Source organism: Moorena sp. SIO4G3 (assembly GCF_010692305.1).
GTDB classification, from domain to species: domain Bacteria; phylum Cyanobacteriota; class Cyanobacteriia; order Cyanobacteriales; family Coleofasciculaceae; genus Moorena; species Moorena producens_A.
On the sequence record NZ_JAAHIG010000186.1, the window covers coordinates 1 to 17074 of the forward strand.

15 protein-coding genes are annotated in these 17074 nt (G+C 45.2%); 11 read left to right on the forward strand and 4 right to left on the reverse strand.

Going from position 1 to position 17074, the window contains the following annotated elements:
* The first annotated feature begins 210 nt into the window (after positions 1–210).
* Both F6J99_RS26720 and cysE read left to right on the forward strand, forming a co-directional pair.
* The gene (locus F6J99_RS26720) at positions 211–678 is read left to right on the forward strand and encodes a hypothetical protein (RefSeq protein WP_293116948.1); all 468 of its coding nucleotides are present in this window, start codon (positions 211–213) and stop codon (positions 676–678) included.
* Between the two features lie 110 nt (positions 679–788).
* Positions 789–1553 carry a serine O-acetyltransferase gene (gene cysE, locus F6J99_RS26725; protein ID WP_293116951.1) on the forward strand — a complete coding sequence of 255 codons (765 nt, stop codon included), beginning with the start codon at positions 789–791 and terminating at the stop codon, positions 1551–1553.
* Between the two features lie 82 nt (positions 1554–1635).
* Here cysE and F6J99_RS26730 read toward each other — a convergent pair whose 3' ends face one another.
* The gene (locus tag F6J99_RS26730) at positions 1636–2220 is read right to left on the reverse strand and encodes an Npun_F5749 family FMN-dependent PPOX-type flavoprotein (protein ID WP_293116954.1); all 585 of its coding nucleotides are present in this window, start codon (positions 2218–2220) and stop codon (positions 1636–1638) included.
* A 219-nt stretch (positions 2221–2439) separates the two neighbouring features.
* On the opposite strand from F6J99_RS26730, the gene F6J99_RS26735 reads away from it, so the two are divergent.
* Positions 2440–2658, forward strand: a complete 219-nt coding sequence (locus tag F6J99_RS26735; RefSeq protein WP_293116956.1) for a hypothetical protein — start codon at positions 2440–2442, stop codon at positions 2656–2658.
* Positions 2659–2986: 328 nt separating this feature from the next.
* Positions 2987–3268, forward strand: a complete 282-nt coding sequence (locus tag F6J99_RS26740) for an RNA-binding protein (protein ID WP_070394885.1) — start codon at positions 2987–2989, stop codon at positions 3266–3268.
* Positions 3269–3423: 155 nt separating this feature from the next.
* On the opposite strand, the gene F6J99_RS26745 is transcribed toward F6J99_RS26740, so the two are convergent.
* On the reverse strand, positions 3424–4506 hold the full coding sequence (locus F6J99_RS26745; protein WP_293116958.1) for an ATP-dependent 6-phosphofructokinase: 1083 nt from the start codon (positions 4504–4506) through the stop codon (positions 3424–3426).
* Positions 4507–4775: 269 nt separating this feature from the next.
* Between F6J99_RS26745 and fbp the strand changes: the two genes are divergently transcribed.
* From fbp to F6J99_RS26775, 6 genes are all read left to right on the forward strand, one after another.
* Positions 4776–5855 (forward strand): class 1 fructose-bisphosphatase, encoded by a 1080-nt coding sequence (gene fbp, locus F6J99_RS26750; RefSeq protein WP_293116960.1) that lies wholly within the window; start codon positions 4776–4778, stop codon positions 5853–5855.
* A gap of 42 nt (positions 5856–5897) precedes the next feature.
* Positions 5898–6344, forward strand: a complete 447-nt coding sequence (locus F6J99_RS26755) for a hypothetical protein (protein ID WP_293116963.1) — start codon at positions 5898–5900, stop codon at positions 6342–6344.
* A 33-nt stretch (positions 6345–6377) separates the two neighbouring features.
* Positions 6378–7532 (forward strand): transaldolase, encoded by a 1155-nt coding sequence (gene tal / locus F6J99_RS26760; RefSeq protein WP_293116965.1) that lies wholly within the window; start codon positions 6378–6380, stop codon positions 7530–7532.
* 215 nt (positions 7533–7747) lie between these two features.
* On the forward strand, positions 7748–9277 hold the full coding sequence (zwf, locus tag F6J99_RS26765; protein ID WP_293116968.1) for a glucose-6-phosphate dehydrogenase: 1530 nt from the start codon (positions 7748–7750) through the stop codon (positions 9275–9277).
* An 88-nt stretch (positions 9278–9365) separates the two neighbouring features.
* Positions 9366–10721 carry a glucose-6-phosphate dehydrogenase assembly protein OpcA gene (gene opcA, locus F6J99_RS26770; RefSeq protein ID WP_293116970.1) on the forward strand — a complete coding sequence of 452 codons (1356 nt, stop codon included), beginning with the start codon at positions 9366–9368 and terminating at the stop codon, positions 10719–10721.
* Positions 10722–10814: 93 nt separating this feature from the next.
* Positions 10815–12224 (forward strand): cobyrinate a,c-diamide synthase, encoded by a 1410-nt coding sequence (locus F6J99_RS26775; RefSeq protein ID WP_293116972.1) that lies wholly within the window; start codon positions 10815–10817, stop codon positions 12222–12224.
* Positions 12225–12235: 11 nt separating this feature from the next.
* Here F6J99_RS26775 and F6J99_RS26780 read toward each other — a convergent pair whose 3' ends face one another.
* Entirely contained in the window at positions 12236–13831 is a 1596-nt protein-coding gene (locus F6J99_RS26780) for an FkbM family methyltransferase (protein ID WP_293116975.1), read from the reverse strand.
* Positions 13812–15158, reverse strand: coding sequence for a transposase (locus F6J99_RS26785; protein ID WP_229424035.1), 1347 nt, complete (start codon positions 15156–15158; stop codon positions 13812–13814). Before F6J99_RS26785 ends, F6J99_RS26780 begins: the two co-directional genes overlap by 20 nt.
* A gap of 469 nt (positions 15159–15627) precedes the next feature.
* Here F6J99_RS26785 and F6J99_RS26790 point away from each other — a divergent pair, with 469 nt between their 5' ends.
* Positions 15628–16935, forward strand: coding sequence for an FAD-binding oxidoreductase (locus tag F6J99_RS26790; RefSeq protein ID WP_293116980.1), 1308 nt, complete (start codon positions 15628–15630; stop codon positions 16933–16935).
* Positions 16936–17074: the final 139 nt, after the last annotated feature.

Below are 17074 nucleotides of genomic sequence, written 5' to 3' on the forward strand. Positions count from 1 at the left end.
TGTTAATTTATTCTTTAGCAATGATCTAAGTAGTCGGACAAAAGTAAAATTAACTGTTGAAATAGGGAGCAGGGAGCAGAGTGTCACAGGTGTTCCTGTCAAACAACAGAGGTTTATAGGAAACTATAAGTAGGTAATGTAATTTCTAATAGTTTACTGCTACTCAAATAGGGAGGAAATAGTAACAACTAGTCTTAGGAGGGTTTTGCAATGGTACGACAAGGTGTTAAAGGAGTCATAGCTTTAATAGTAGCCCTCTGTTCTATGCCCGTTTTATCCCAGACAGCGAATTTTGCTTCTTTAAACTTATCACCTGGTTTTTCCCCAAGTCAGGGACAGGTCAGTGGTCACACCGGTGGTGCTTACTCGTTGTCATCGATGGCAAATAGCGATCGCAACAATGATCCCTGTATCGGTTTTGGAGACCCTACTCCCGATCACCTGATGGTTTTGGAGGCAAATTTACCCAGTTTAACTATAGGGGTCAACACAGGGGGAAACGATACCACTTTACTAATTCAGTTTCCCAACAATCAGATCCTTTGTGGGGATGATACAGGTTCTAAAAAAGATGCCAGCATAACAGCACAAAATTGGCCAGCTGGCACATACCAAATCTGGGTCGGTGCCTTTGAGGGAGGACAACGCTGGGATTACACCCTGACCGCTCAAGAGTAACCAGCAACAGATGCGGCACTTTCATCAGGGGGTTTCTTCCACTCACTATTCCATCAAGACAAGGTAAACTAGTTAGTAATTTGTTCAAGCATTAATTATGGTGACCCCTAGTGCTATCTGCCCTGATTGCTGACTTCCGTATTATCTTTGAGCGTGACCCAGCTGCTCGGAACTGGCTGGAGGTTTTGTTCTGCTACCCCGGTCTACAGGCTCTGCTGTTCCATCGCTGTTGTCACTGGTTACATGTGATTGGGATTCCATTCATTCCTCGAGTGCTCAGTCAGTTATCCCGATTTGTTACAGGTATTGAAATTCATCCGGGTGCCACAATTGGTCATGGTGTCTTTATCGACCATGGTATGGGTGTGGTGATTGGAGAAACCGCCATTGTGGGAGACTACTGTCTAATCTATCAAGGTGTTACCCTCGGCGGTACAGGAAAGGAAAGTGGCAAGCGCCACCCTACTCTAGGAGAAAATGCGGTGGTGGGAGCTGGTGCTAAGGTGCTAGGGAATATCCAAATTGGTAATAATGTCCGCATTGGTGCTGGGTCAGTGGTCTTGCGAGATGTTCCTTCCGATTGTACTGTGGTCGGTATACCAGGTCGGATTGTCTATCGTTCCGGTGTGCGAGTCAATCCCCTTGAACATGGTAGCTTGCCTGACTCAGAAGCCAAGGTAATTCGAGCGTTAGTAGACCGGATTGAGTCTCTCGAACAACAGCTAGAAGAGTTAGCTCAGCAAAGATCTTCAATGGCATCAATAATTTCTGATCACTCTTCAAAGCCAGATGCTCCAGAGAAGGGGACTACTGCTCCATGTTGTGATCTCCAGGATAAAGAAATTCGGCAGTTTTTGGATAGTTATGGGATTTGATCTAGTCGTCAAATGTTAGCAGGTTAAAGGTTGAAGGTTTTACCTGCCGTTCCCCACAGAAAAACTTGGTGTGACCCCGAAGCTAAGGATTAACAGCTTTTTGACACCACTCCCCAGAACTGTCTTGGTAGTAAAGCCATCGGTTTTGGGGGAAACCCTGCAACCTTAGGTGATCAACCTTGACTGGTTCGAGCAATAATAGGCAAAAATTTGGCAAAGGCTGATCTAGGGCAGGTGGCGGTGGGGAAAAGGCTTGTTGATCTGCTACTCTGGCAACACCAGGGTCAGGCCAAGCAAATTGTAAACGAGCTGCATCGGAAAGATTTTGCCAAGTCTGTTGGCGGACTTGTTTAAGTCCTTCGTCGGGATAATCAGCAGTGATCAGGGTCAATTGGCCTGCTAAACGAAATTGTTCGCGAGTGTTGGGAAAGTACCAACAAACTTCTCCCCAGGGATGATGATTAATGTCGTGAATTTTCTGGCTACGGGTATCGGTAATAACTTTGAGTTGGTTGGAGTTGTCCAAAAAACCCCGAAAAACTACGGTGCGGTTAGCAGGATAGCCCTTGGGGTCAACGGTTGCCAGTTGAAAGTAACGAGCATAAGCTAGGCTCCGATTTCGGTGGAGTGCGCGAGCTAGGGGCGATCGCCAAAGAGCAATAGGCATTTTTTTTGACACATAGCCCATAAAATAGCGCAAAGGTGCGCTTTCCGCATCTAATTATTAAATGCGCGCTTTGGTGCGCACCTAAATCTGGGATAGTTTCAAGGTCAGGATGGAACCAAGCCCCAAGTTGGCTGAGTAAACGTTAAAATCCCAATTAGAATCCCAATTTCATCAGCCACACAACTATTGGCAGCACAACCAGCACCAGGAGATCAACTCATGTTCCTTAATGAACTGACACCAATTTTTGAAGAATTTACTCAGCAGCCTGTAGCTTTTTTGGGGGGATTTTTTTCAGGAGTGTTCCGCCTGAATCTCTCAGATGATCCTCTCAAGAGTTGGTTAGAGGCTCAAAATGGCTCTGAGATATACAAAGATGGTCATAACAAAAGCGAAAATGATAAAAATCAAGGGCCGCAGTCTATTTCCATTGATTAAGAGCTAATTCAACTATATTTAGCGTGGTTGTTTGGGGTCTAATTGGTGCTTAAGCACCACCCCAAGACATTTTTTTGATGAATTATTAAATACTGTCAACTAGACAACCACTGATAATCCCGTAAGTGAGCTATCATGAAACGGTATTCACAAGTTCAGTGGATTCCTTTGGTAAAACTTTGATTTGGCTTCCCCCCCCTGAGGTGGTTGCCCACTGTCGAAATTTACCACTGGTTCCTCAGATATGACCGTGAGCAACCAAAATACGTTGTACTCCGTTCTTCTGTGCCTCTGAACTTTAGTTCTATGTTCTGCCTCATCGATCGACATGACCATTTACGTCGGAAACCTGTCCTATCAAGCCACCGAAGACGACTTAAAAACAGTTTTTGGAGAATACGGCACCGTTAAACGAGTTGTTATGCCCACAGACCGTGAAACCGGCAAAATGCGGGGGTTTGCCTTTGTGGAAATGACAGAATCAGATCAAGAAGACTCAGCTATAGATCAATTGGATGGTGCTGAGTGGATGGGACGTAGAATCAGGGTCAATAAAGCCAGACCTCGGGAAAATCGTAGTAACGCTCCACGGCGCAATAATTCCTGGTAGTAACTGGTAATAAGCTGTTGAACATCTAATCGGTATAACTGATTAAGTGTTCTTTAAGAGTTCTGAATTTGACCGTTGACCGTTGACCGTTGACCACTACCAGTCAACAGTCAACAAGATTCATGTACTTAAAAGGTTCATGATATCAAAACAGTCTAATCTCCTAGACAAATACCCAATCCTCTAGCGGTTCTGACCAAAGTTCCGTTGGGATTGACGGCTTGATAATGCTTAATGGTTTCCTCAATCGGTACGCTGACAACCTGGCGATATTGCCATGTAACCATCTGGTCATATCGTTCATTGGCGATTAAGTCAACTGCTGCCACACCAAAGGCTGAGGCAATTAAGCGATCAAGGGGTGAAGGAGTGGCACCCCGCTGGGTGTGTCCAAGAACTGTAACTCGCGTTTCGGCTCCAATGGCATTACAAATCTCTTGGGCTAGATATTGACCAATACCACCTAAGCGACATTCACCAAATCCAACATTACTCTGAAGCACCTCACCGCTTGCAGTGCGAACCGCCTCGGAAACTACGATTAAACAAAAGTTTCGCCCTTGCTCCTGAAGCTGCTTGATTTTGTGGCAGACATTCTCAAGGGTATAAGGAATTTCTGGAATCAGAATAACGTCAGCCCCTCCTGCAATGCCAGCACTGATAGCAATGTGACCAGCATCACGCCCCATCACTTCTAAAATCATCACCCGGTCGTGGCTAGCCGCTGTGAAATGTAAGCGATCTAGAGCTTCGGTGGCAATGTTAACGGCAGTGTCAAACCCAATGGAGCGCTCGGTAATGGCAACGTCATTATCGATAGTCTTGGGTATACCTACCAATTTCATCCCCCCTTGTTGGGCAAGTTTGCGTAAAATCGCCAAACTACCATCGCCCCCAATACCAATTAGACCGTCTAGACCCAGTTGGTGATAGCCATCAGCAATATCAGCGCTGCGATCGCATAGTGTGCCATCTGGCATCGGAAATGCAAAGGGGTCGCCTTTGTTAGTAGTGCCAAGCATTGTACCACCCATAGTCAAGATGCGATCAACCTTGTCCAAAGTTAGGTTAATCGCTTGAGGCGGATTTTGCATCAACCCCTGAGTAGCCCGACAGATGCCAAGCACCTCCCAGTTGTAAGTACCGACAGCTCGGTGAGTCACAGCTCGAATCACCGCATTGAGACCAGCACAATCTCCACCACTGGTGAGAATGCCAATGCGTTTAGTTTCTCCCATAATCTCCGTTTAAGGTTGCAATGCCTATGTTCAGATCAATTTGACCTCAGGTATAGGCTCCAAGACAAGAAAAATGGTGTGAAGATTTGATTTCTGTATTTCTTCTAAAGTTATTAAGGATCATTAAAAATGCCTTCCTAAGATAGAAAGTGAAGAGGACTAGGCACTGGGCCAATTGGTACTCTTGCGATGGCCAATAGGCCACGCGTGCGCGTTCACCAACATCTCTGACAAACCAAGCGCCCTAAGACCTAGGGAGGACAAAAATTATGGCAGAGGGAGCTGAAGCTAGAACTCAAGAAAGAGCCCTGGATCGGGATTGTAAAACCTTATCCCGTCACGTTTTCGAGCAACTCCAAAGTTTTTCCATGGAGGCACAAGACCTCAGTGCCCTCATGAATCGCATCGCCCTAGCTGCTAAGCTAATTGCTCAACGCATGAGCCGAGCTGGTTTGATGGAAGGGGTGTTAGGATTCACCGGTGAGGTCAATGTGCAGGGTGAATCTGTCAAAAGGATGGATCTCTATGCCAATGATGTTTTCATCTCGGTATTTAAGCAAAGTGGTCTCGTCTGTCGCTTGGCCTCCGAGGAAATGGAAAAACCCTACTATATCCCGGAGAATTGCCCAATTGGACGTTACACTCTGCTGTATGACCCCATTGATGGTTCCTCCAATATCGACACGAACTTGAATGTTGGTTCGATTTTTTCGATTCGTAAGCAAGAAGGAGAGGATCTAGATGGGGAAGCCCGTGATCTTCTCCAAAACGGGCATAAGCAAATTGCTGCTGGCTACGTTCTCTATGGTCCGAGCACAATGCTGGTCTATTCCATAGGTACTGGTGTTCATGCCTTCACCCTCGACCCAAGCTTGGGAGAGTTTATCCTGTCCAAGGAAAACATTCAGGTGCCAGAACATGGCCCAGTGTATAGCACCAATGAAGGAAACTTCTGGCAGTGGGAAGAATCCATACGGGACTATATTCGCTATGTCCATCGCCATGAAGGCTATACCGCTCGCTATGGCGGGGCATTAGTGGGAGATTTTCACCGCATCTTGTATCAGGGCGGCGTATTTCTTTATCCCGGTACTGTGAAGAAACCAGAAGGGAAGTTGCGTCTACTATACGAATCTTCTCCCCTAGCCTTTTTGATAGAACAAGCCGGAGGCGCTGCCAGTACAGGTACCGAAGACATTTTGGATACTGTGCCAAAAACCCTCCATGCTCGTACTCCATTAATTATTGGTAGCAAAGAGGATGTAGCTTTGGTCAAGTCCTTCATTGAGGAAAAGGCAAGGCAGGCGCAAGAAAATTTGGAAGTGGCAGGGCACGTAGATAAGGGTTAACTGGTTGTTCGCGTAGCGTGGCCAAAGGCCAAGGTTAACCAGTTGAAGGTTAACCGGTGGAAGGTTAACTGGTGGAAGGTTAACTGGTGGAAGGTTAATCGGTGGAAGGTTAACTGGTGGAAGGTTAATCGGTGGAAGGTTAATCGGTGGAAGGTTAACTGGTGGAAGGTTAACCGGTTGAAGGTGGCAATGAATACCTCCCTACCCTTCGGTTTTTCCTTTGGGGTAAGGCCACGACTAATCTTTGAGAAAAGCTTCGCCGAACTCCAACCAACCGTCAAGCCAATAGTCAAGCCAATAACTTTCAACCAACCAACTAACCATACACCGAACCCCAAGGCGAACAACCAATCAACCTTTAACCAACCAACCTACCCTACACCGAACGCCAAAGGCGAACAAGCTTCAACCAACCAACCTTCAACCTTCAACCAACCAACCAACCAACCAACCTACCCTACACCGAACCCGAAAGGTGAACAACCTTAAACCCTTGAAAAATAACACATAAGGAGCTAATCAATGACAACGACAGCAGATAATCCGATTTTTCAGATTGAAAAAAATTATGGTCAGAGTATCTGGATGGATAATCTGAGCCGCACGCTGATTGAGTCTGGAGAACTAAAAGAAGTAATTCAAACCCGGGGAATTTGTGGGATCACTTCAAACCCAGCAATTTTTGAAAAAGCGATCGCAGGCAATGCCATCTACGATACCGATATCGAAGCCGGTATTCGTGCCGAGAAGTCGGTGATGGAAATTTACGAAACCCTGGTATTTGAAGACATTTCTAATGCTTGTGATATCTTCAAACCTGTCTACGACCAAACCAATGGGTTAGATGGTTACGTCAGCATTGAAGTCCCACCCACTATCGCCAAAGATACTCAAAGCACGATTTCCGAAGCCCGACGCTATTACGAAGCTATTGCTAGGGAAAACGTGATGATTAAGATTCCCGGTACCCCAGAAGGCTTACCCGCAGTAGAGCAAGCTATCAGCGAGGGCATCAACGTTAATGTCACCTTGCTCTTCTCGGTAGAAAGCTACGTTGAGACATTCTGGGCTTATATCCGAGGTTTAGAAAAACGAGCGGCAGAAGGGAAAGATATTAGTAACATTGCTTCTGTAGCTAGTTTCTTCCTCAGCCGCATTGATAGCAAAGTGGATGCAAAGTTGGAGGAAAAAAGTGCAGGTGTCGATGACCCCAATTTGACAGCGAAGCTAAAGGGAATTGAAGGCAAAGTTGCGATCGCTAACGCTAAAATTGCCTACCAGAAGTACAAAGAAATTATCCAAAGCGATCGCTGGAAAGCTCTATCAGCAAAAGGTGCACAGGTACAGCGGTTATTGTGGGCAAGCACCAGCACCAAAAACCCTGCCTACAGCGATGTAATGTACGTCGATGAACTCATTGGACCTAATACTGTCAACACCCTGCCTCCCAATACCATCGAAGCTTGTGCCGATCACTGTTCCCCAGAAAGTCGGATTGAGACAGGTGTTGAAGAAGCTTACCAAACCATCAACTCTCTCAACGATCCTGATGTCAATATCAATCTCAGCCAAGTTATGGATGAATTGCTTGATGAAGGGATCGTTAAATTTGTTAAGCCCTTTGATTCCTTAATTTCATCTTTAGAAAGCAAAGTCAAATTATTGGCTACAGTGTAATATAAGACGTTTTCAGGTTGCCAGTTAATTTAGGTTGAAGGTTGTTGGGTGACCAAATCGCTTCGATAGAAAGCTAATGGAAAGTCTTAACCGTCACCCTTCAACCTACCCTAAAACGAACACCTGGGTAACAACAACCTTTAACCTTTAACCTGATAACCTTGGCCAAAAGGCCACGCGATCGCGTTCAACCTGATCACCTTCAATAGGCAAAGATGGTTACTCTGCTAGAAAATCCCTTAAGAGTGGGCTTGCAACAGGAGCGCACGCCAGAACCATTGATTATGGTGATTTATGGCGCGTCCGGAGATTTGACTAAACGCAAGCTCGTACCAGCACTTTACCAGCTTAAACGAGAACGACGTCTTCCACCAGAAATTACCATCGTTGGTGTTGCCCGTCGAGATTGGACTCATGACTACTTCCGGGAACAAATGCGGGAGGGAATCGAGGAATTTTCCGACGGAATTCAATCGGAGGAGTTGTGGCAAGACTTTGCCGATGGCTTGTTCTACTGTTCCGGTGACATGGATAAAGCCGAAAGTTACCAGAAACTGAAAGCCTTCTTGGCAGAACTCGATGGTAGACGGGGAACACGGGGAAACCGGGTATTTTATTTAGCCGTAGCTCCCAGATTCTTTACAGAAGCCATCCAGCAATTGGGGTCAGCGGGAATGCTGAGTGACCCAGTGAAGCAGCGCTTGGTAATTGAAAAACCCTTCGGGAAGGATTTAAGTTCAGCTCAATCTCTTAACCGGGTGGTACAAAAAGTCTGCAAGGAAGAGCAAATTTACCGCATTGACCACTATCTGGGTAAAGAAACGGTTCAGAATCTGTTAGTGTTCCGCTTTGGTAACGCTATCTTTGAGCCGTTGTGGAATCGCCAGTTTGTTGACCATATCCAAATTACCGTAGCCGAATCGGTAGGGGTAGAGGAACGGGCAGGTTACTACGACAAATCCGGCGCACTGCGGGATATGGTGCAGAACCATTTGATGCAGCTATTTTGCCTAACGGCCATGGAAGCTCCCAATGCTCTGGACGCTGACAGTATCCGTACTGAAAAGGTCAAGGTGATTCAAGCTACTCACCTGGCAGATATTCATAATCTAGAAAATTCAGCAGTGCGGGGTCAGTATGCAGCAGGTTGGATGAAAGGCAAACAAGTGCCTGGGTATCGGGAAGAGAAAGGGGTTGACCCCAATTCCACTACCCCCACCTATGTCGCCCTAAAGCTACTGATTGATAACTGGCGCTGGCAAGGAGTTCCCTTTTACCTGCGCACGGGCAAACGACTGCCGAAGAAGGTCAGTGAGATCTCCATTCAGTTTCGTAAAGTTCCCCTAATGATTTTTAAATCTGCTGCTCAGCAGACTAGCCCCAACGTCTTAACCCTGCGCTTGCAGCCCAATGAGGGAATTTCTCTGCGTTTTGAGGCGAAACGGCCAGGACCAGATTTGCGCACCCGCACCGTAGATATGGACTTTAGCTACGGTTCTTCCTTTGGTGTGGCAACTGCTGATGCCTATAATCGGCTTTTACTTGACTGTATGTTAGGGGATCAAACTTTGTTTACTCGTGCTGATGAAGTTGAAGAAGCCTGGAGGGTAGTGACACCAGCCTTAGCAGCTTGGGATGGTCCAGCTGATCCAGCATCCATACCCCAGTATGAAGCAGGAACTTGGGAACCGAAGGAAGCCGAACACCTAATTAATCGAGATGGACGTCGCTGGCGCAGACTTTAAGTTAGTTAGTCAGTAGTGACTACTGACTAATGACTACTGACTAATGACTAGTGAGTAATGACTATTGACAAAACACAAGTGAATTGCTATGGCTACACAATCTCCTCCGGTGCTTTCAATACAACCACCCAAAGATGTTTCTTTGGGTGAAATTGAAGCGGAACTGCGTCAAATTTGGCAAAGCTATGGTGAAAACGGTGATTCGCCCAGTGCGATCAGGGCAACAACCTTTAGTTTAGTAGTTTATGAACCCGAAGAAACCCAGCAGCTCTTAGCAGCACTGGGATATTATTCCGGTCCAATTGATGGTATCCTAGGCCCGCGCATGGTCGCTGGTCTCAAGGCAGCACAGAAAGCCTATGGATTGGAAAGAACGGGTAGAGCAGATGAGGCGACTAAGGCAAAACTACGGCAGGAATACAATGAATCTGTCCAGAAGGGACAGACCCAGAAGAAGCTAGAGTATTCCGGTGATTTAGAAGGATTTGGAATTGCCGATGCGATCGCAGCCTCTAACCCCTGTCGCATTATTGCCCTTTGTCCTATTGCCGGAGAAGATGAAGGGGTTAAGGCTCAGGTATCTGCCTCTTGCCCCATTCAAAAGCAAAGCCAGAGTACATTAATATGTTGTGAATACATCACCCTAACTGGCACCGCTGCTGCTTTGGAACGGATTAGCGGTATCATTTCGGAATTGATGTTACCAGAACTGCCGAAATTCCTATGGTGGAAGGGAACTCCTGATCCTAATTATGGGTTGTTCCAACGCTTAGCAGGGCTAAGTAATACAGTCATTGTTGACTCAAGTAGCTTTAGCAATCCAGAGGAACAGTTATCACAAATGTGTGAGCTGATCAATCAGGGCACACCAGTGGCTGACCTAAATTGGGCACGGTTGGCAGCATGGCAAGAGTTAACCGCAGAAGCATTTGATCCACCAGAACGTCGTGGGGCAATCTACGAAGTTGATCAAGTTACCATTGATTACGAAAAAGGGAATGAGGCTCAAGCACTGATGTTTCTCAGTTGGTTAGCGTCTCGCTTAGAATGGCTTCCCACGTCTGATCTCAAAGAAGGTGGGGATTACGACCTGCGGCGTGTTAAATTTATCAGACCCAACCAGCAACCTGTAGAAGCAGAATTGGCAGCTATCCCCGTAGCTGATGTTGGAGATGTGGCAGGTGATTTGATTAGCCTGCGCTTGGGTTCGACCAACCTGCAAGCTGATTGCTGCACTGTGTTGTGTTCACAAACCACCGGTTGTATGCGGATGGAAGCTGGTGGTGGTGCTCAGTCTTGCCGCATTCAGCAGGTATCGCCCTTGTTTGACCAGAAGACTGAGTTTTTGCTCTCTCAGCAATTACAACGCTGGGGTCGGGAGATGCTATACGAAGAAAGTATGGCAGTGACCAAGGAAATTTTGAATTTGACGGTGACAAGTTGAAGGTTTCACAAAAGCGTTGAAGGTTAACAAGTTGCAGGTTCAATGTTGTGATCATAAACTTTAACCTTAAAACCTTAAACCTTCAACTGTTAAATGGCTTTAATCATTGCTGGTGAACGTAGTGGGGTGGGCAAAACAACAGTTACGCTCGCCCTATTATCGTATTTATTCAAGTGTAACTATACAATTCAATCCTTTAAAGTCGGTCCGGATTACATTGACCCCATGTTTCATCAGCGGGTTACGGGACGTCCTTGTCGGAATTTAGACCCAGTATTAACCTCTGAAGATTATGTTAAAGACTGCTTTTACCGCCATTGCCAGGGAGTAGATTATGCCCTGATTGAAGGGGTGATGGGGTTATTTGATGGAGCATCAGGAAAAAATGATTTTGCCAGCACAGCTCATGTAGCACGGTTGTTAGACGTACCAGTGTTATTAGTGTTGGATTGCTCTCGGTTATCTCGTTCCGTGGCTGCGATCGCATATGGCTATCAATCCTTCGATCCCAGGATTACCATAGCTGGAGTAGTATTGAATCGAGTCGGAAGCTCACGGCATTTGGAATTGCTCAAGGATGCTCTGGAACCGTTACACATTCCTGTATTAGGAGAGCTACAGCGTCAGGAGAATATAACTATTGCCGATCGGCATTTGGGCTTGATACCTACTGCTGAAATTACTCAACTGGATGCTTTGATTAACCGACTTGCTGATCTAGGACAGAGTTGCTTTAATTGGGAGCATCTTCACTCAGAGTTGAAGGTTGGCCACCTACAACCTGTAACCTCTACTAACCAGCAACCTGTAACCTCTACTAACCAGCAACCTGTAACCTCTACTAACCAGCAACCTGCCCTAATCCGAATTGCTGTAGCATGCGATCGCGCTTTTAGTTTCTATTACCAAGACAATCTCGATAGTTTGGAACAGCTAGGAGCAGAGTTAGTGTATTGGAGTCCCCTCACCGATACAACTTTACCTGCTGATGTACAAGGGATGTACTTTGGTGGTGGTTTTCCAGAAGTTTTTGCTGAGCAACTCGCCGAAAATACTAGTGCGCGAGAGTCAGTGCGAACAGCTATAGAGTCAGGAATGCCCACGTATGCTGAGTGTGGCGGATTGATGTATTTAGGGGAGCAGATTACAGATTTTGACGGGAAATCTTGGTCAATGGTAGGGGTATTACCCACGGTTACGGTAATGGGAAAATCCCTTACTTTAGGATATCGACAGGCAACTGCTTTGGTAGATGGACCCTTGTTACCTGCCGGAGCAACGGTTTGGGGACATGAATTTCATCGCTCCCACTTGACAGTCATGCCCTCCAATCCCTTGTTTGAGTTACGGGGATATAACCAGAGAAAAGTTGGAGTTGAAGGTTGGCAAGTCTATCAGCTCCATGCTTCCTATGTTCATCTCCATTGGGGTAGTTGTCTCAAGGTTCCCCTGCAATTTTTGCAACGCTGTCAGCAGTTCACTTTTAAGGGAGTGACAAGCTAGTTCAGAACCATTCAAGATTCACTTTCAGGCAACGCAATAATATTGAGTCTTCCTTGTAAATCCTCCCTAGAATTTATCGGAATTAAATTCCCTAGGTAAGGCTGATATTGATATAGTTGATAGCCTCTGTCTCTGAGAAAATCAGCAACAGCTAGGTTACTACCCCGACTCCCTGCAATATTTTCGTACAGTATCGTTGGGCTAAATTCCGTTAAAATTCTATTGCTGCCTGCTAAAACTTGCAGCTCATGACCTTCTGCATCAATTTTCAACAAATCAACCTTGCTAATAGCTTCTTGCTCCATCAAACTATCCAGAGTAAAGCAGGAAACCTCCTCAAAATTACCAGATTTTACAGTTGCTTGTTCATCACTAGAAACAATTTCATTAAGTTCACTAGCACCATGAAGAGCAAGTTGAGCAGTACCATTGCGATCGCTAGCTGCTCCTGCACACACTTTCACCCAGTCTAACTGATTAATAGTACAGGTTTCTTCTAAACAACGAACACAACCAGAAAACGGTTCAACCGCTAGCACACACCCTTCTGCTCCTACTCGTAAAGCAGCACTAAAAGTGTAGACGCCCGCATTAGCACCAACATCAATAACAGTCATCCCAGGTTGGAGCCAGTTGCGCCAAAACTCCATTTCTTTTTCAAACCAGTCTCCTTGAGCAATTAACACACTTGTCACCAAACTCCGGAGACTTGGCTCAACCGCTAATAGTAACTCCTCTTCAAAGGTCACATAAGTAAATGGACTTTCAATCTCTAATTCAGTCCATTTAAACCCGATTAAATCCGAATTTTCGTCCCTAATTTCCCCAGCCCTAGCTAGCCCCATCTTTCGCCAATACTTGGCTAAATCTATCTGTCCTAAATCTCGATAAGCGAGGTATAGTGATTGTATAATCCTAGGCGAATAAGGAGCAAAATTTTTAGCCTGGTGTAAATTAAATAATCCTTCCCATTGACTATTGACCAGGCTAGCAATTCCCAACTTTAAATGAATAGACGGGGAATCTGAGAATAGTTGAACAGCAAGATGGAGAAATCTTAATCCCGTAGCATTATAAAATACCAATTGTGAGCGACATAAAACCTCACTTAACAAAAAAATTGATTGAGCGTAGCCATCCTCAGCGTCTAGAATGTGAGCCAATTGCTCATACCTCTTACCTGTAAAGCCATTTCCAGAAGGTAGATAAACTAGTCCTAGAGGAATGGATTGCTCATTAATATCAGCGGGATGTAAAGTATTAATTAAGCTTGGAAATGCTGTTTGTATCCCCTGCTCCATTTCTCCAGTCATGGCGAAAACTAGAGCTAAATGAGCAGCACACAGGGGATGACCAGACAACTCAATTCCCTGATTCAAAGCCTCAAAAGCCATCTCAACATACATGGCACGTAGAGATGAATTGTCACATTGCTCAGCTTCAATTAATGCTACTACAGCACAGTTGTTCAATTCTATAGCAGAAGTCGGATTATCCCAAGACGTACTTTCAATACTGGTCTCTACAGTAGATAAAGTCTCTGAATCCAGATTCAGACCAGCACTTTCGAGATATTTCCAATAGGAATCAGAATAATTGACAGACATTTCCGCTTTCTCTTATTGACATCCTCCCCTTCCTCAAAGTAACTTCGCCTAGCGAAGTTACTTTGAGGAAGGGGATTCCTAAATCTCGCGAATTAGGTTTTCTGCTTCGACCCGTGCCAACTAGAGTATCGTGACCAATACTCCCCGTCGCTTCCAGTCCACAGACATTTTCTGATACGCTATGCCCTAGCGCATTTAATCCACGATTTCTTACTTCCTGGCTGGCTGCTACATCCCTTGTAGTGATATACCCACACTGATCACAATGATGGAATCTGATATCTAGAGTTTTCTTCCCCGTATGTGCGCCACAATTAGGACAAGTCTGGCTAGTACCATCTTTGTTAACCTTGGCAAAATAGACATCTCGACGAAAACAAACCCACTCTAAGATATTTACAAATTGACCAAATCCAGCGTCGGCACTGTGTTGTGAAAGCATTCCTCTTTGCCATGAGACAAAGTTAATATCCTCAACAAACAACATTCCAGCACCATCACATAGATGATGAGCTAACTTAAAGTGCCAGTCTTTACGAGTGTCAGATATACGCTGATGTAGCCTAGCTATTTTCTGGTTTAACTTGTGCCGATTATTCGACCCTTTTTGCTTATTCCTTAACCTACGTTGCAGCAATTTCAGCTGGCGTTGTAGGGTGATCATAAATTTAGGTCGCTTAATCTCTTCGCCGTCACTGGTGGCTACAAACTTGTCAAAGCCCAAATCTAAACCTCTAGGATGACCATCAGGCATAGGACTAGGAACATTAACATTTAGCTGTAGTGACAGCATCACGAAGTAGCCAGATGCTTTTCTAACTATTCTTGCTTGTTTGATTTCAAACCCTTCTGGAATTGGTCTTGATTGTCGCCACTTAACCCATCCCAATTTAGGGAATTTGATCGCATCATTTTTAATTGGGTCTTTCCCGAGCTGAGGAAACACAAATGAACGCATCCGATACTTATTTTTAAACCGAGGGCTACCAAAACCTCTAGCTTTCATGTCATCCCAAGCTCTATCTAACCTTCTTAGGGTTTGCTGAAGTACTTGAGAATGTACTGTCATAAGCTTCTGATATTGCTTTTTAGCTTCTGTTAGCTGCTTTGCTTGTCTATGATAGTTCGGGAATGGTTCGTCAGCAGGAATGATGTATTCAGATTGAATCGAACAAGCATTAATCGCTGACTTACGAGATGCACACCAATCTTTACGCTGACGTAACGCAAAGTTCCAAACAGCACGACATACATCTAGGGTTTGATCAATGATTGTTATCTGTTCGGAAGTTGGTTGTAGTTTGTACTCGTAGGTCATGGTTAGCATACAATCATTATACCTTACATGAGCTATAAGACTTTGTAAAGATTTACTGTATTTGCGATCTTATACCAAATCCGGTTTCCAGAGTATCTCTATCTCAAACAACAGAATTCAATCCAAAAGAGGATTTGGCTGATTTTGGTAAGGCTACTTTATAAACCGGATTTGGTATTATCGGGGTATCGAACCCCGATAATTAGCTTGAGGGAGTCCATGTATCCCCGCCTTAAACATCGTTCGCCTGTTCGCGTAGCGGCGACCTAAGAGAAACGGCCCACTCGTCCTGAATACGAGGTTTTATAGCTCCCTCAAACTCCCTCATTTGATAAAAGGTTGGCTCTCATATTTTTACCTCTAACAGGCAGTGATGGGGTGATAGGAAAGACGATCAGAACCTGTTTTTGTTCACCAATCCTTTACGATTACTATATGGATTATCCCACAATCTGATCAACAAACCCCCTCAACTTCTATGAATGCGATCGCTTCAACCCTCGAACCAATTGTCGGAAATTCCAATATCTACACCTGGGAAAACCTAGACCCAAGCTGGCAAGAGCGAATCAAACCAGCCATTGCTCCCGACACCCTTCCCAAAGCTATCGTTTACCCTAGGACACCCGAGCAACTAGCCCAAGTCATAGGTCTCGCTCATTCCCAACATTATCATCTCCTCCCCTGTGGTAACGGCAGTAAATTAGGCTGGGCAGGTATCGGTAAAGACATTGATGTGGTAGTAAGTACCAAGCAGCTCAACCAAATCATTGACCACGCCGTAGGAGACTTGACAGTTACCGTAGAAGCCGGAGTGAAATTAGCTGACTTACAAGCTATTTTAGCAAAAACCGGTCAATTTATAGCATTAGATCCAGCTTATCCCCAAGAAGCGACCATTGGAGGTATTATTGCTACCGCAGACAGCGGCTCCCTAAGTCAACGCTATGGAGGGGTTCGGGATATGTTGCTCGGCATTTCCTTTGTCCGCAGTGATGGACAAATCGCTAAAGCCGGGGGTCGAGTGGTAAAGAATGTCGCTGGATATGATTTGATGAAGCTATTTACTGGCTCCTATGGAACCCTGGGAATTATCACTCAGGCAACCTTTCGGCTATATCCAATACCAGAAGCATCAGCAAGTATGGTGTTGACAGGTGAAATGGATGGAATTGCATCAGCTGTAACAACAGTATTAGCCTCAGCCTTGACTCCCACAGCACTAGATTTATTATCCCCTAAGTTAGTCACAGAATTAGGGATTGGTCAGGATATGGGATTAATGGTAAGGTTCCAAAGTGTAGCAGACAGTGTCAAAGAGCAATGTGCTCGAATACAGTCAGTTGCAGAACAGTTAGGGTTACGGAATAGTTTTTATAGTAACGGTGATGACACGAGTCTATGGGAATCATTGGCAAACTCAATTGGTAAATCGGGACAAGCCTCAACAATTGTCTGCAAAATAGGAGTATTACCAACTGCTGCTGCTAAGACATTGAACACCTTAGAAAAGTTAGGAGGATTGGGAGTGATTCATGTTAGAAGTGGCTTAGGTAAAGTGTGGTTTGAATCCCAAGCAGTCAGTTTAGACGTGATTAAAACTATGCGCAGTTATTGTGACTCTGAACAAGGATTTCTTACAGTATTAGAAGCTCCCATAACCTTGAAGCAGGAGTTAGATATTTGGGGATATCAAGGCAATGGATTAGAGGTCATGGGTGAAATTAAACGAAAGTTTGACCCAGAAAATGTTTTAAGTCCTGGTCGATTTGTTGGAGGAATTTAATTTATAGTTTTTAGGGAGTAGGGAGTCGGGAGTAGGGAGTAGGGAGTAGGGAGTCGGGAGTAGGGAGTAGGGAGTAGGGAGTAGGGAGTCGGGAGTCGGGAGTAGGGAGTAGGGAGTCGGGAGTCGGGAGTCGGGAGTC

Excerpts from the sequence above, each read along its gene's own strand:
- F6J99_RS26780 (WP_293116975.1), bottom strand. The coding sequence starts at position 13,831 with ATGTCTGTCAATTATTCTGATTCCTATTGGAAATATCTCGAAAGTGCT.
- F6J99_RS26775 (WP_293116972.1), top strand. The coding sequence starts at position 10,815 with ATGGCTTTAATCATTGCTGGTGAACGTAGTGGGGTGGGCAAAACAACA.
- opcA (WP_293116970.1), top strand. The coding sequence starts at position 9,366 with ATGGCTACACAATCTCCTCCGGTGCTTTCAATACAACCACCCAAAGAT.
- F6J99_RS26720 (WP_293116948.1), top strand. The coding sequence starts at position 211 with ATGGTACGACAAGGTGTTAAAGGAGTCATAGCTTTAATAGTAGCCCTC.
- F6J99_RS26785 (WP_229424035.1), bottom strand. The coding sequence starts at position 15,158 with ATGCTAACCATGACCTACGAGTACAAACTACAACCAACTTCCGAACAG.
- tal (WP_293116965.1), top strand. The coding sequence starts at position 6,378 with ATGACAACGACAGCAGATAATCCGATTTTTCAGATTGAAAAAAATTAT.
- F6J99_RS26790 (WP_293116980.1), top strand. The coding sequence starts at position 15,628 with ATGAATGCGATCGCTTCAACCCTCGAACCAATTGTCGGAAATTCCAAT.
- F6J99_RS26730 (WP_293116954.1), bottom strand. The coding sequence starts at position 2,220 with ATGCCTATTGCTCTTTGGCGATCGCCCCTAGCTCGCGCACTCCACCGA.
- fbp (WP_293116960.1), top strand. The coding sequence starts at position 4,776 with ATGGCAGAGGGAGCTGAAGCTAGAACTCAAGAAAGAGCCCTGGATCGG.
- zwf (WP_293116968.1), top strand. The coding sequence starts at position 7,748 with ATGGTTACTCTGCTAGAAAATCCCTTAAGAGTGGGCTTGCAACAGGAG.
- F6J99_RS26740 (WP_070394885.1), top strand. The coding sequence starts at position 2,987 with ATGACCATTTACGTCGGAAACCTGTCCTATCAAGCCACCGAAGACGAC.
- F6J99_RS26735 (WP_293116956.1), top strand. The coding sequence starts at position 2,440 with ATGTTCCTTAATGAACTGACACCAATTTTTGAAGAATTTACTCAGCAG.
- F6J99_RS26745 (WP_293116958.1), bottom strand. The coding sequence starts at position 4,506 with ATGGGAGAAACTAAACGCATTGGCATTCTCACCAGTGGTGGAGATTGT.